Raw genomic sequence first — 12,667 nt, forward strand, 5'->3', positions numbered from 1 at the left:
GCTATGGGCAATTCCCTGCATCTCCAAATCAGCCACGTCACCCGCCAGTTCAAGGTGAATGGCGAGATATTGACCGCGCTGGACGATGTCAGCCTCGATATCGCCGAGGGCGAGTTTGTCACCATCGTCGGGGCGAGCGGCTGCGGAAAGTCGACGCTTTTGCGCCTCGGTGCCGGCCTTGATCTTCCGACATCAGGATTCGTTGGTCACGCGGGGCGGCCCGTCAAGGAGCCGAGTCTCGACCGTGGCATCGTCTTTCAGGAGCCGAGGCTTTTCCCCTGGCTGACCGTCGCCCGCAATATTGCGCTCGGGCTGGAGAATTCCGGGCTGCCCAAGGCAGAGAAGAACAGGCTCGTCGAATCTCACCTCGAACTTGTCGGGCTTTCCGGTTTCGCCAAAGCCTATCCGCACCAGCTTTCCGGCGGGATGGCGCAGCGCGCCGGCATCGCGCGCGGATTGGTCAACCGTCCCAATGCTTTATTTCTCGATGAACCTTTCGGAGCGCTTGACGCCATCACAAAGGCAAGGCTGCAGGACGAGTTGCAGACGATCTGGGCGAAGGAACGCATCACCATGGTTCTGGTGACGCATGATGTCGAGGAAGCCGTCTATCTTGGCGATCGCGTCGTCGTCATGTCACCCCGGCCGGGTCGTATCCGTGACATCGTTCCGGTGGACCTGCCGCGCCCGCGTGATCGCACGTCTCCCCAGCTGGTCGAAATCCGCAATCGGGTTCTCGAGAGCCTCAACGCCACGACGTCAACGCCTCGCCCGCCATCGAGCATTGCAAGTCCGGCGGTTGAAACCCGGCCTGCCGTCGTCGCCGCAGAATAATCACGGAGCAACAGATGAAACTGTCCATTATTTCCCGCTTGGTCGCCGGTGCGGCGGTCGCCCTGAGCTTGTTATCCGCCTCGGCCTGGGCGCAGGATCCCCTCGTCATTCACGTCGGCTACGCCGCGATTGGCGTCGACAACAAACCCTATGCCGAGGGAACGTCGGCTGCGACGGCTCGCGCCGGCGAATTTCTGGAAAAGGAATTTGCCAACGATCCGAACGTCAAGATCGAATGGACCTTCTTCAAGGGCGCTGGCCCGGCGGTCAATGAAGGCTTCGCCAACGACCAGCTCGACTTTGCCTATCAGGGCGATCTTCCCGCACTGATCGGGCGGGCAACCGGCCTGAAGACGAAGTTTCTGCTGGCGAGCGGCGCGCGCAAGCCGCTCTATCTTGCCGTCGCCAAGGGATCCGGCATCAAGACGATCGAGGATCTGAAGGGCCGCAAGGTCGCGCTGCAGCGAGGCACCAACGGCCACCTCTCCGCAATCAAGATCTTGCAGGCACATGGGCTGACCGAGCGTGACATCCAGGTCGTCAATCTGGATACTGCCGGCACCGTTGCGGCCCTGACCAGCAAGGATATCGATGCCGCCTTCGGCGACACGCAGCTCATCAATCTGGCGGCGAAGGACAGCGCCGACATCATCTATACGACGAAGGGCGACGATCCGCGCTTCGGGCGCAATGCCGGCGTCATCGGCCGTGAAGCTTTCATCGAAGCCCATCCGGAGATCACCCAGCGTGTCGTCGACGCTTTCGTCAAGGCGGCGCAATGGTCGTCGGAAGAGCAGAACCGCGCAGCCCTTTTCGAACTCTGGCACAAGTCCGGCACGCCCGTTCCGATCCTGGAGGAATATTTCCGCAACGATACGCTCACCTATCGCAACTCGCCGCTGATCGATGATCTCCTAGTCTCGCAGTACAAGGAGCAGGCGATCAAGAGCAAGGAATACGGGCTGATCCGCCGCGATGTGGATCTTAACGGCTGGTTCGAACCGAAATATCTCAACAATGCGCTGGAAAAGCTCAGGCTGACGAAATTCTGGCAGCCCTATGGTGCCGACGGAAAGCCGGTTGCCTCCTGATCGGAGACGCGATCAAGACAGGGAGGCTGGCGTGAGCGCTGTTGTCGAAACTACCGGTCGAGCCGGCTTGCCGCTATCATCGGCAAGGCTCCAGCGCTTTGCCGTCCTCGTGACCGGCTTGATCTTTCCGTTTGGCCTGTTTGGCCTCTGGTGGGTTGCCTCCGCCAGAGGCTGGCTGCCGGAGCAGATCCTGCCGCCGCCGGCCTATGTCTATCAGACCGGCCGCGACATGATCCTGAGCGGCGAGCTTCTCTATCATACCGGAGTGAGCCTTGGCCGTGTCGTCATCGGCTTTGCCATAGGTGCCGGGCTCGGCCTGTTGCTCGGCATCGCCATGGGGCTTTCCGAAACGGTCGAGGACTATGTAAAGCCGCTCTTCCTCGCCTTCGCCCAAATCCCGACGCTCGGATGGATTCCGCTCTTGATGCTGCTTGTCGGCATCGAAGAAACCCTGAAGATCATCATCATCGCCAAGGGCGCCATCGTGCCGATGACGATGAATACGCTCGCCGGAATCCGCGGCGTCTCGCCGAAATATCTCGAGGTCGGCAGAGCGCTGCGCTTCAGCCGCTGGCAAACCCTGCGTCTGATCGTGCTGCCGGCTGCCGTTCCCTCTATATTCACCGGTATCCGTTATGGCCTTACCCATTCCTGGACATCGCTTGTCGGTGTCGAGTTGCTCGCCTCTTCCGAAGGGCTCGGCTATCTTCTGGTCTGGGGGCGGCAGATGTTCTGGCTCGATACCGTCATCGTCGCGATGATTGCCATCGGGCTTGTCGGCTTCGTCATGGACAAGGGGCTGGATCGCACTGAACTGCTGATCCAGCGGTGGAAGCGGCAGGAGCTTTGACAATGGCAAGAGCAAGCCCTTTCGTACGTTTCCGGAGAGGCATAACGTTGCCGATCCTTCTCCTTGTGGCCTGGGAGGTTTCAAGCCGGACGGGTCTTGTGGATGCGCGCTTTCTGCCGTCGCTGGAGGATGTCGTCGGCACGGCCAAACGTGAGCTGATCGACAATGATCTTGTGGGCGAACTGGGTTTCAGCCTGATGCGCAATATTGCCGGCTTCCTGATTGGGTGCGTGCTCGGTGTCGCTTTTGCGAGCCTGCTGGCGCTCTCGCGGATTGCCGACCGGCTGATCATGCCGACCTTCAACGGACTGAAGCAGATCTCCCTTCTCGCCTGGATACCGCTGATCTCGGTCTGGTTCGGCTTTGGCGAACAGGCGAAGATCGTCTTCGTCGCGCTCGCCGCCTTCATTCCTATCGTTCTCAATACCTATGACGGCATGCGCGAGGTCCCGGCCGAACTGCTCGAGGTCGCAAGGGCGCTAAGGTTCAATGCGCGGCAGAAGGCATTGCGGATCTATATTCCGGCGGCAATGCCATCGATCGCAACCGGCGTCCATCTGGGCCTCATCTATGCCTGGCTGGCGACGGTCGGTGCAGAATATTTCCTGGCTGTCGGCCCGGGCATCGGCGGGCTGGTCATCGCCGGTCGGGAGCGGTTCGACATGGCGCTCGTCATGGTCGGCGTTTTCGTGCTCGGCTTCGTCGGCTTCACCCTAAACCGTCTCGCTTATGCGCTTGAAGCTTATTTGTTGCGCTGGCGGCCTAAGCAGACCGCCTAGGCTGCAAATCTCATGCTCGATGTATCAAGCGGCTAAACCCGCTTGCTCGGTTACTTCTATCGGAACCGTTCCCGGTCTTGTCCCTGCCAGACAAGTTTAATCGTCCGATGCTGACGCAATGGCTGGCAGGATCACAGTTCCTACGGCTTTTGTCTTGCTTGCCCTCGGGCTTCGGACAAGACACATGCCGGCGGACGCCATGAAAACTCTGGCGTCCGCAAACTTCGAGAACTAGGCATCGATGATGTAGACGATCGTGAATGTCGAAGGATCGACGATGACGATTCGCCCGTCTGCAAGGACGAAGAAACGATACGCCTTGTATTGCGGAACGATCTGGACGATGCGCGGCGGCAGTGGCTCCAGCTGAATCTTCCGGGGAATGGCTGAGCCTACCGATACCGAGAAATCCGTCTCGCGAACGGGAGCGACATGGACTTCTTTAACCACCTGCCGGATCTGTGTTTGTTGCTCGACAGATACCTGGACTTGCGAGCCGCTCTGCGTATTTGTTTTTGTCGTTGTTTTGCTTCCCGTCTCACTTCCGGTCGTGTCTGTTTGCTGATCCTGCTTCGTGCTGTTGGTGGATTTCATATTGCCGCCCGAGCTTCCCGTAGAACCCGCTTTGTTGGTATCTGTACCACCTTGACCTGTCCCTTGCTCATTGTTCGAGCTGTTGGTGCTGCGGGATTGCGGAGATGCTGAGTTTTTGTTCGATCCTCCCTTGGCACCATTGTCCTGTTGGGTTTGAGCCCCGGATTGGCCTCCTGTCTGGTCTGTTGATCCGGTACCTGTCGAGCTGCCGCTCTGGCTGCCATTCGACTTCGAATCCTGCTTGCCCGGCGTAGATTGAGCCGGTGCCTGGCCGGAGGAACCATCTGAATTTCCCTTCAAGTCTTTGGTGGATGTTCCGGACTGTGGCTGTTGCTCGCTGGTCGATGGCTTGCTGTCGCGCGCTGTGCCGTTCTTGGGGATGACCTGGGTATCCTGCGCGCTTACGGGTGTGATCGCTGCGAAGGAAACACCGATTGAAAGGGCCGTCATCAGGACGGCAAGTCTATTGGTCGTCTTCATGATTTTCTCTCTTCTTGCTGTTGAGTACATAACGGCGTGTCTCTGCCGCTATAGGACGAACAAGGTGACGGGCCCCATGTTCCGGCATTGGACTTCAGTCGCACGAGCATGCGACTGAAGGCTCGGTCGTTAGTTTCCAACATGCTGCAGCTATTATCTACGGTGGCGAAGCCCTCTCGGGCTGTGTCGGCATGGTGCAACTTTTGATCACTCCAAGCGGGCTCTTCGGAGGAACTTTGCAACGCGATCGGCATTCCCTTCTTTGTTGTTTGCGTTCTGAAACAGTCTGAAACCCCTTTTGAAGGAGGTCCCTGTGATCAAACCCCTAATTCTATTCGGTCTTGCGCTGATGCCGACAGCGGTTTTCGCACAGTCGGCCGATCTTGAGGCAACCTGCAAAATCGTAGCTAAGAACTTCTTCCTGTCGGATAGCCTTGCAATCGGCGCTATCCAATCCTTTCCGGAACTGAAGCCGCCTGGTGTGCGCATGGCCTATTCCACCCGTCAGGGAACGTCTCCCGCGGAAATGACCGACACTTTCGAATGTGAATTCGACAAGCCTGACAAACCCCATAATCTCGCTAAGTTCTGCGTATCAACCACTTGCTATACGCCCAACGAGAGCGATGCGGACCGCAAGCGACGGTTCGAGGAAATGCGCGTTCTCTTGCAGCGGGCAGAAAAATAGTCGTGTGAACGGTGAAAGAATGCAGCACGGCGGGGAAAGGGCTCGACGAGTTCGCTCTAACGAAAGCTCGAGGTTGGATGGACTTCGCTTGCAGCCTTGGCAAGAACCGCGGCGGAACATTCGGATTGCGGTGCCGTTTTGCCGTAAGAGGACAATCATGACACAACAATTGTGGAGCAAGCCAATCACCGTCGAGACGCGCAAACCCGGTCAGCGCCTGACGATCGCTAACACGGAGACTGCCACCTACTACTTGCTGCGGAACTGGCCGGCAAAGTCGCATGGAATCGCCTTCAAGAATGCGAAGCGAATGTTGATCAGCGCCCACGAAGGTCACGTGGAGGCGCTCGTAGCAAGAGCCGCATTCCTCGCTGCGCTTGAAGAAAGCGGAATCCAAATATTTGAAGCATGATGGGCGACTCGCGATCGATCCGACTTTGAACCTTGCTGGCAGCCATATTCTCAGCGGCCATTCGCTCCTTTAGGCTACACGAAAGAGCACGTGTTGTTCACGGTGCTACCGGACTGACAATCAGGCAAACGTCTGTCAATCCGAAAGGCGCTGCTTTCCATGAGCCAAGTTGCCTTTTGGTGCAGGCCTTTGGTCATCCAAGAGGCGCAGAAGAAGGTTCCGCCTTTTCCCGCGTTGGGCAAGATCAATGTCGCTGACAAGCATTGCGCCACCCTCGCGTCGCTCCAGCGTGATCTTGCGGCTATGGAAGGCCTCCAGCTCAGCTCTGTGGCCGACGCTGATGATGGTGACCTTCGGCAGTTCGCGGATCACCATCTCCATCATCTTGTCCTGGCTCTTTTCATCGAGCGCCGATGTCGCCTCATCCAGGACGATGATATCGGGATTGTGTAGCAGAAGACGTGCGAATGCGAGCCTCTGTTTCTCGCCGCCCGACAGTGTCTGGTCCCATGGCGCTTCTTCCTCAATTCTGTCATTGAGATAGTCAAGGCCGACCTTCTCAAGGGCCGCTTTGATCTCATCCAGGGTCCAGTCCTCGGCCGCTCGGGGATAGGCGACGGCGCGGCGAAGTGTGCCGGATGGGATATAGGGTCGCTGTGGCAACATGAACAATCGGCTATCGGGATGAAAATTGACGCTGCCATGGCCCCAGGGCCAAAGACCGGAAATTGCCCGTACGAGTGTGCTTTTGCCCGTGCCGGATTCTCCGGCGACCAACACACGTTCACCGGGATCTATCTCGACCTCCGTTTCCTTGACCACGGAGGTACCGTCGTCGAGCGTGACGGAGAGGTCGTTTAGGCGCAACATCGCCTTGCCTTCGGTTTCCCCATGCTTGATGCGTCCAAGGGAGTCGCTCTTTTCGGCGCGCTCCAAGCCGTCAAGGGACGTCATGAGTGAGGCGACGCGATGTGCCGAGGCATTCCAGTCGGCAAGCCGCGGATAGTTGTCCACCAGCCATCCGAACGCGCTCTGGACGATGGCGAAGGCAGAGGCAGACTGCATCACTTGACCGAGCGTCATGCTGCCTTCGAGGAATTTCGGTGCGCAAAGCAGGACCGGCACGACGGGCGCGATCAGCATCGATCCCTGCGAGATAAGCGTCGTGCGCATGTATTGGTGCGCCAGCCGCGCCCATTGCTTCAGCACATTGCCAAAAGTTCTTTCGAGGTCATTACGCTCCTCCTCTTCGCCGCCGAGCAATGCGATGCTCTCGCCGTTTTCGCGCACATGTGTCAGCGTATAGCGAAATTCGGCTTCCACCTGATTCTTAACCTCGGAAATCTCGACAAAGTGCCGGCCGATGACTGCCATCGAGGTGGATGTGACCACAGCATAGAGAACCGCGGTGACCACAAGAAAGCCGGGAATTGTGATGACCGAACCAGCGATCTGGAACGTCAGGGCCCCGCCGATCGTCCACAGGACCACGATGAAGGTCGATGCTGACACGAACGCGGAAATGACGCCGGCCAGGAAATCGACCGGGGACTCGGTAGCGATCCGCAAATCCTCGGAGAGGCGCGCCTCGGGGTTCTTGTGGCCTTCACCGCCGATCAGATTCAGCTGATAATAACGGCCGTTCGCGAGCCAGCGAGCGATGAGCCCGTTCGTCAGCCAGGACCGCCATCGCCTCTGGATCATCATGCGAATGTAGACTTGCACCGTAACAAGGGCGACACTTCCGAGCACCAGCGGCAGAAATACTGCACTCAGGACATAAACGGTGTGGGCGTTGCGTTGCTCAATGGCGTCAAAAATCGCGCGGTTCCAGATATTAATGCCATACTGGATGCAGACGTTCAGGCCGATAAGCGCAAGTAGCCCAATCGTGCACGGCCACGCAAAGCCGTCTCCGCGGCGACTCCAGTAGCCACGGGCGCTGATCCAGAAACGTGCAAGCAAGTACCCTTTGCGTGCCCGTTCTGCCTCCTCAGGCGTCATGTTCGGATCGGGTTCAATGATATTTGCTGGTGGCTCGACATCAACGGTCGGGGCTTTCTCCTGGCGCGATCTCTCACGCCCAGGCGACTTGGCGCCATCGACCGATTTCGGATTGGGTTTAGCGTCGGTCATAAGCACGACAACGGACTAAAATTCAAAAAGTTTCACAATATGAATGTCGTCGATGGTGGAGGCCATGTGTCGGGAAAATAAGGCAGCCGTTGCGCGAACCATCGTCAAGTAACGGCAGGTACATATAAAAGCATAAGTGGTGTGATTACTTTATCTTATCCTCGAAGAATGAAAGTTCACTCTCGGCGCTGGAAGAATGTACCCCATGGGTGGATCGCGCGCCCTTACCCCGTATTATCAGGCGCTATCGCGCAGATCGTAGCGCCAATGATGAGATGGCTTGAGGGAACCCGTCCATCGTAAATGGCGTTTCAATGTCAGGAGGAATTCATCATGTGCCCGCAAAAGCCAATCACAGCTTCGCTTTTCGCACCCGCGCTTGGGCTGCCGAATCCGATACAATACTACCCCGAGCAATCGCCCCGTCTTCCCGCTTCAGAGAGCGAAAAAGAAGCGTATGAGGAGGGAGTCAAGGCGGGGAAATGCGAAGCCGAGAACAGAAAGAACCCTTATCCTGACAACAGCGAACAGGCCAAGGCCTACGAGCACGGTTATCTCGATGGTCAGAAAATCCGGTCGTAGCCACACGGCTTTTGAATGAAATGTCATAGAGCCGCGTCGGACGACGATCGATGCGATGGGCGGCGGTGAAAGCGCTCCGTACGCCCGGCTTTTCCAATGACTACGTCTTCTGATAGTGGGAACATAAGGGGTCTCTGCTTGTTGGACCGCCACGCGCTTTGATGGCGCGCGACAAGTGGAGACGGATCATGGCAAAGACAGTTGGCGACTTTATCGTGCAGCGCCTTTATGATTGGGGCGTGCGGCGCATCTTCGGCTATCCCGGAGATGGCATCAACGGTCTCTTCGGGGCCTTGAACCGGGCCGAGGGAAAGATTGAATTCATTCAGGCTCGTCACGAGGAGATGGCCGCCTTCATGGCATCGGCCTATGCCAAATTTTCGGGCGAGCTTGGCGTTTGCGTCGCGACGTCTGGACCGGGTGCCACGCATCTGGTGACCGGGCTCTATGATGCACGGTTGGATCATCAGCCTGTATTGGCGCTTGTCGGCCAGCAGGCTCGTCGGGCGCTCGGCGGTCACTATCAACAGGAAGTCGATCTCGCATCGCTCTTCAAGGATGTTGCAGGCAACTTCGTCCATCAGGCATCGGCTCCCGCGCAGGTACGCCATCTGGTCGATCGTGCCGCGCGCATCGCGCTGGCGAACAAGACGGTCACCGCCGTCATCCTGCCGAACGACCTGCAGGAGATGCCCTATGAGACGCCGCCGCGCAAGCATGGCTCCGTCATGTCGGGCGTCGGCTATGTAGCTCCGAGAACCGTGCCGCACGAGATCGATCTGAAGCGCGCCGCTTCGGTCCTGAATGCGGGAAAAAAGGTTGCGATGCTGGTCGGTGCCGGTGCGCTCGGCGCAAGCGAAGAGCTGATCGCGGTCGCGGACCGGCTAGGAGCAGGAGTGGCGAAAGCCTTGCTCGGCAAGGCCGCCCTACCGGATGATCTGGCGTGGGTCACCGGCTCCATCGGCCTTCTGGGTACCGAACCGTCCTGGGACCTGATGCGAGACTGCGATACCCTGCTGGTCGTCGGATCCGGTTTTCCCTATTCGGAGTTCCTGCCCGAAGAAGGCGATGCAAAAGGGGTCCAGATCGATATCCGGCCTGACATGCTTTCCCTGCGTTATCCCATGGAGGTCAATCTTGTCGGCGACGCCCGGGAGACTTTGCAGGCACTGCTGCCGCTTCTCAAGCAGAAGCAGGATCTCTCCTGGCGCAAGGAGATCGAGACTAATGTCGGCGAGTGGTGGCGAACGCTGGAGGCGAGGGCGCACGCGGAAGCCAATCCGGTCAACCCGCAGCGTGTCGTCTGGGAGCTTTCGCCGCGCCTGCCCGACGGTGTCATCGTCACGAGCGATTCCGGCTCGTGCGCCAATTGGTACGCGCGTGATTTGCGCATGCGCCGCGGCATGATGGCGTCTTTGTCCGGCGGTCTCGCATCCATGGGGGCGGCGGTGCCCTATGCGATCGCCGCGAAAGTCGCGCACCCTGATCGGCCAATCGTCGCTTTGGTCGGTGATGGCGCCATGCAGATGAACAACATGGCGGAGTTGATCACCGTGACGAAATACTGGCGCAAATGGTCCGACCCGCGCATGGTCATCTGCGTCTTCAACAATGAGGATCTCAACCAGGTAACTTGGGAGCAACGCGTCATGGAAGGCGATCCCAAATTCGATGCCTCGCAGCGGATTCCCGATGTCCCCTATCATCGCTTCGCCGATATGATCGGCCTTCAGGGCATTTTCGTCGACCGACCGGAGGCGCTTGGCGCCGCTTGGGATGAAGCGCTTGCCGCCAATCGGCCTGTCGTGCTCGAGGTCAAGACAGATCCCGAAGTCCCGCCGATACCGCCGCACCTGACTTTCGAGCAGATGCGCAACCTGACCGCCGCCCTGCTGAAAGGGGATCCTGAAGAAAGCGGTGTGGTCAAAGGGACGCTGAGACAGGCGCTGAGTGCCATCCTTCCCGGTCGCGCCAAATAGGTGAACGACAACAGGCAAATGGCGGCCGCGATGAGATGCTGCGGGAACCAATGTGGGGAAGGGTGGTTTGGATCGATATCAATCGATCAAGCAGGTTCCGAGAGATGTGAGCATGGCCCGAGACGGCGAGGTGCTCCGGACGCAGCGACAGGCGACAATGTCAGGAGGTGTGAGGTGGAAACCTATCATAAATATCGCAAGAACGACGTGCCGCCAGGCTCCATCGTCATCAAGTTCTACCATTCCGGCGATCAGATCCGAGGATTCCTGCGCAAGGTGATGTCGCCGGGGGAAGATGACACGATTTTTCCGGGTGAGGAAATGGAGCCAGATGACGCCTTTCGGGCCGCTCGCAACAAGATGTCCGATGAACTTATGCGGCCCATCTATGTCGAACTGTCGGAAGGCGTGAATTGGAATCCGGCCTGGGGGCGGCTTGAATAAGCATGATGCCGCCGCATACTCTTCCTTATGGGCTCTTTTGCCAGACCAGGCCACGATACCGGCTGAGCCGCTGCGCATCGGCCGGCGCCCGCACCTTCACATCATTATCGAAATAGACATAGACATCGCGGCCACGTCGTGACCGCTTCAGCGGCTTCAGGACACGATTGGCATTGTCCGGCTCGCGCCCATGCGCCCAATCGTCGATGCGCTCCGCCCATATGCTCAACGCTTCGTCATCATAGCCGCTGACATATAGCTCCTCCGAACCATGCAGACGGCAATAGACAAAGTCCGCGGTGACATCCATCAGCAACGGCCATTCGACGGTATCGGCGCAAACGAGCCCGATTCGATGTTTCCGCAAGAGTTCAATGAAGTCGGCGTGCACGAAGCTCTCATTGCGGATTTCGAATGCATGCCGGATCGGTCTCCTTTTGTCCGCTATCAACCAATCTCGACCGTTCAAGCGCTCATCATGCCGCTTGGCCAGAGAAAGTGCTTCATCCGTGTCCTTTGGCAGCATGTGAATGAAATTGGAGAACAGTTCTCGATCGAACCGCAGCCGGGGAGGAAACTGCCAGAGGATGGGACCGAGCTTTGCTCCCAGCCGCAATAGGCCGGAAGCCATGAAATTGGCAAGCGGCACCTCGATATCGCGAAGCCTTCGCAAATGGGTTATGTAGCGTGATCCCTTGACCGCAAAAACGAAGTCATCCGGAGTTGCGTCTCGCCATCTTGCGAAGGTCTCGGGTGTCTGTAGGCTATAAAATGTACCGTTGATTTCGATGGATGGAAATTGCGAGGAGGCGTAGGACAACTCGTTTTTCTGAGCCAAGCCCTTCGGATAGAAAACGCCGCGCCAGGGCGGGTAGGTCCAGCCGGAAATTCCGATGCGGATCGTTCCAGTTTTTACCATGTTTCATACCGCGTCCGGATCGGCTTGCCTGTGCAAGAGACGATGTCGGAATTCACTGTCTATCGGTCCTATCATGTAACGTTGATGGACGGCAGGAACGACATGACCTCGTTGCGTTGCCTTGGTGCCAGGCTTTCGATCTCCCTTTTCCAAAAGGTTTCAGCTTCAGGCGGATCAGCCTCCCAGCTGTTGGTCGACAGGATGTTGTCATCCATTACCAGAAGTCTTTTTCCACCGAGTCTTAGATATTCCTCGGCAAGTTCCTGGGCGCCGTTCATCATGATTTTTCTCCTTGATCGTGCTGCCTGCTGCCGGTGACCCACACCACGGACACCGACAGCCAGGAGGCGTGCGAAATGCGGGTAGCAATCCCGATTTCACACGCCGCTATTATTGCGGGCAATTCTTGCTGGACGTGCTGTCGCTCGACTGGCTATTGCTTTGCGTATCCGTGCCTTGCGTCGTGTTCTTGCCGGTTTTCATGGCATTGCAGTCCTGGGACTGGCCGTTGGAATTTGGAGTGCCATTGGTTCCAGTCGTATTGCTATTGGCGCCTCCATTTCCGTTGGAGGTGCCATCGTTCTGCGAACCGGTGCCGGCGCCGTTACCACTTCCGGAACCCCCCGTGCCTGTTCCGCCGGAGCCTGATTGCTGAGCCATGGCTGCCGTGGCCATGCCGATCGAAAGGGCACAGACTGCGATCATTCTCGTCAACATTGGTATTTCCTTTCTTTAGCTTTGCTGCCTTCCAACTCGAACGGCGGGCAGTTGTTTCCGGATTTTCCAATATTTGCTCGCCGAAATCAGATCAGGGGTGTCGGGATAACCGGTGGACACCGCTGGCCGCCGATGGAGGCGGTCGGCGATGTCAAGAGAGAT

14 protein-coding genes are annotated in these 12,667 nt (G+C 57.9%); 9 read left to right on the forward strand and 5 right to left on the reverse strand.

Annotated features, from left to right (window positions below; translation table 11 throughout):
• Positions 1 to 3: 3 nt before the first annotated feature.
• From PH562_RS00140 to PH562_RS00155, 4 genes are read left to right on the forward strand one after another with little or no spacing between them, the layout of a single operon-like run.
• The gene (locus PH562_RS00140; RefSeq protein ID WP_285170743.1) at positions 4 to 834 is read left to right on the forward strand and encodes an ABC transporter ATP-binding protein; all 831 of its coding nucleotides are present in this window, start codon (positions 4 to 6) and stop codon (positions 832 to 834) included.
• A 14-nt stretch (positions 835 to 848) separates the two neighbouring features.
• Positions 849 to 1,925 carry an ABC transporter substrate-binding protein gene (locus PH562_RS00145; protein WP_285170744.1) on the forward strand — a complete coding sequence of 359 codons (1,077 nt, stop codon included), beginning with the start codon at positions 849 to 851 and terminating at the stop codon, positions 1,923 to 1,925.
• Positions 1,926 to 1,956: 31 nt separating this feature from the next.
• The gene (locus PH562_RS00150; protein ID WP_285170745.1) at positions 1,957 to 2,775 is read left to right on the forward strand and encodes an ABC transporter permease; all 819 of its coding nucleotides are present in this window, start codon (positions 1,957 to 1,959) and stop codon (positions 2,773 to 2,775) included.
• A 2-nt stretch (positions 2,776 to 2,777) separates the two neighbouring features.
• Positions 2,778 to 3,554 carry an ABC transporter permease gene (locus tag PH562_RS00155; RefSeq protein WP_285170746.1) on the forward strand — a complete coding sequence of 259 codons (777 nt, stop codon included), beginning with the start codon at positions 2,778 to 2,780 and terminating at the stop codon, positions 3,552 to 3,554.
• Positions 3,555 to 3,785: 231 nt separating this feature from the next.
• Here PH562_RS00155 and PH562_RS00160 read toward each other — a convergent pair whose 3' ends face one another.
• On the reverse strand, positions 3,786 to 4,628 hold the full coding sequence (locus tag PH562_RS00160; RefSeq protein WP_285170747.1) for a DUF1236 domain-containing protein: 843 nt from the start codon (positions 4,626 to 4,628) through the stop codon (positions 3,786 to 3,788).
• Between the two features lie 313 nt (positions 4,629 to 4,941).
• On the opposite strand from PH562_RS00160, the gene PH562_RS00165 reads away from it, so the two are divergent.
• Positions 4,942 to 5,316 (forward strand): hypothetical protein, encoded by a 375-nt coding sequence (locus PH562_RS00165; protein ID WP_113232622.1) that lies wholly within the window; start codon positions 4,942 to 4,944, stop codon positions 5,314 to 5,316.
• A gap of 157 nt (positions 5,317 to 5,473) precedes the next feature.
• Positions 5,474 to 5,728, forward strand: a complete 255-nt coding sequence (locus PH562_RS00170; RefSeq protein ID WP_113406996.1) for a DUF982 domain-containing protein — start codon at positions 5,474 to 5,476, stop codon at positions 5,726 to 5,728.
• Between the two features lie 135 nt (positions 5,729 to 5,863).
• On the opposite strand, the gene PH562_RS00175 is transcribed toward PH562_RS00170, so the two are convergent.
• Positions 5,864 to 7,864, reverse strand: a complete 2,001-nt coding sequence (locus tag PH562_RS00175; protein WP_285170751.1) for an ABC transporter ATP-binding protein/permease — start codon at positions 7,862 to 7,864, stop codon at positions 5,864 to 5,866.
• Positions 7,865 to 8,197: 333 nt separating this feature from the next.
• Between PH562_RS00175 and PH562_RS00180 the strand changes: the two genes are divergently transcribed.
• The 3 genes from PH562_RS00180 to PH562_RS00190 all read left to right on the forward strand — a co-directional run bounded on the left by PH562_RS00180 (position 8,198) and on the right by PH562_RS00190 (position 10,869).
• Positions 8,198 to 8,446, forward strand: coding sequence for a hypothetical protein (locus tag PH562_RS00180; protein WP_095438999.1), 249 nt, complete (start codon positions 8,198 to 8,200; stop codon positions 8,444 to 8,446).
• Positions 8,447 to 8,634: 188 nt separating this feature from the next.
• Positions 8,635 to 10,425 (forward strand): thiamine pyrophosphate-requiring protein, encoded by a 1,791-nt coding sequence (locus tag PH562_RS00185; RefSeq protein WP_113232575.1) that lies wholly within the window; start codon positions 8,635 to 8,637, stop codon positions 10,423 to 10,425.
• A gap of 174 nt (positions 10,426 to 10,599) precedes the next feature.
• Positions 10,600 to 10,869: a hypothetical protein gene (locus PH562_RS00190; protein ID WP_113232574.1), complete on the forward strand. Its 270-nt coding sequence runs from the start codon at positions 10,600 to 10,602 to the stop codon at positions 10,867 to 10,869.
• Between the two features lie 25 nt (positions 10,870 to 10,894).
• On the opposite strand, the gene PH562_RS00195 is transcribed toward PH562_RS00190, so the two are convergent.
• From PH562_RS00195 to PH562_RS00205, 3 genes are all read right to left on the reverse strand, one after another.
• Complete coding sequence (locus PH562_RS00195) at positions 10,895 to 11,788, reverse strand: DUF72 domain-containing protein (RefSeq protein WP_285170754.1); 894 nt, start codon at positions 11,786 to 11,788, stop codon at positions 10,895 to 10,897.
• Positions 11,789 to 11,859: 71 nt separating this feature from the next.
• On the reverse strand, positions 11,860 to 12,069 hold the full coding sequence (locus PH562_RS00200) for a hypothetical protein (RefSeq protein WP_285170755.1): 210 nt from the start codon (positions 12,067 to 12,069) through the stop codon (positions 11,860 to 11,862).
• 109 nt (positions 12,070 to 12,178) lie between these two features.
• Entirely contained in the window at positions 12,179 to 12,505 is a 327-nt protein-coding gene (locus PH562_RS00205; protein WP_285170756.1) for an oxidoreductase, read from the reverse strand.
• Positions 12,506 to 12,667 lie beyond the last annotated feature (162 nt).

It is taken from the genome of Rhizobium centroccidentale, assembly GCF_030182565.1.
Taxonomy (GTDB): Bacteria; Pseudomonadota; Alphaproteobacteria; order Rhizobiales; family Rhizobiaceae; genus Rhizobium.

Excerpts from the sequence above, each read along its gene's own strand:
- PH562_RS00155 (WP_285170746.1), top strand. The coding sequence starts at position 2,778 with ATGGCAAGAGCAAGCCCTTTCGTACGTTTCCGGAGAGGCATAACGTTG.
- PH562_RS00185 (WP_113232575.1), top strand. The coding sequence starts at position 8,635 with ATGGCAAAGACAGTTGGCGACTTTATCGTGCAGCGCCTTTATGATTGG.
- PH562_RS00205 (WP_285170756.1), bottom strand. The coding sequence starts at position 12,505 with ATGTTGACGAGAATGATCGCAGTCTGTGCCCTTTCGATCGGCATGGCC.
- PH562_RS00160 (WP_285170747.1), bottom strand. The coding sequence starts at position 4,628 with ATGAAGACGACCAATAGACTTGCCGTCCTGATGACGGCCCTTTCAATC.
- PH562_RS00145 (WP_285170744.1), top strand. The coding sequence starts at position 849 with ATGAAACTGTCCATTATTTCCCGCTTGGTCGCCGGTGCGGCGGTCGCC.
- PH562_RS00180 (WP_095438999.1), top strand. The coding sequence starts at position 8,198 with ATGTGCCCGCAAAAGCCAATCACAGCTTCGCTTTTCGCACCCGCGCTT.
- PH562_RS00195 (WP_285170754.1), bottom strand. The coding sequence starts at position 11,788 with ATGGTAAAAACTGGAACGATCCGCATCGGAATTTCCGGCTGGACCTAC.
- PH562_RS00140 (WP_285170743.1), top strand. The coding sequence starts at position 4 with ATGGGCAATTCCCTGCATCTCCAAATCAGCCACGTCACCCGCCAGTTC.
- PH562_RS00175 (WP_285170751.1), bottom strand. The coding sequence starts at position 7,864 with ATGACCGACGCTAAACCCAATCCGAAATCGGTCGATGGCGCCAAGTCG.
- PH562_RS00200 (WP_285170755.1), bottom strand. The coding sequence starts at position 12,069 with ATGATGAACGGCGCCCAGGAACTTGCCGAGGAATATCTAAGACTCGGT.
- PH562_RS00170 (WP_113406996.1), top strand. The coding sequence starts at position 5,474 with ATGACACAACAATTGTGGAGCAAGCCAATCACCGTCGAGACGCGCAAA.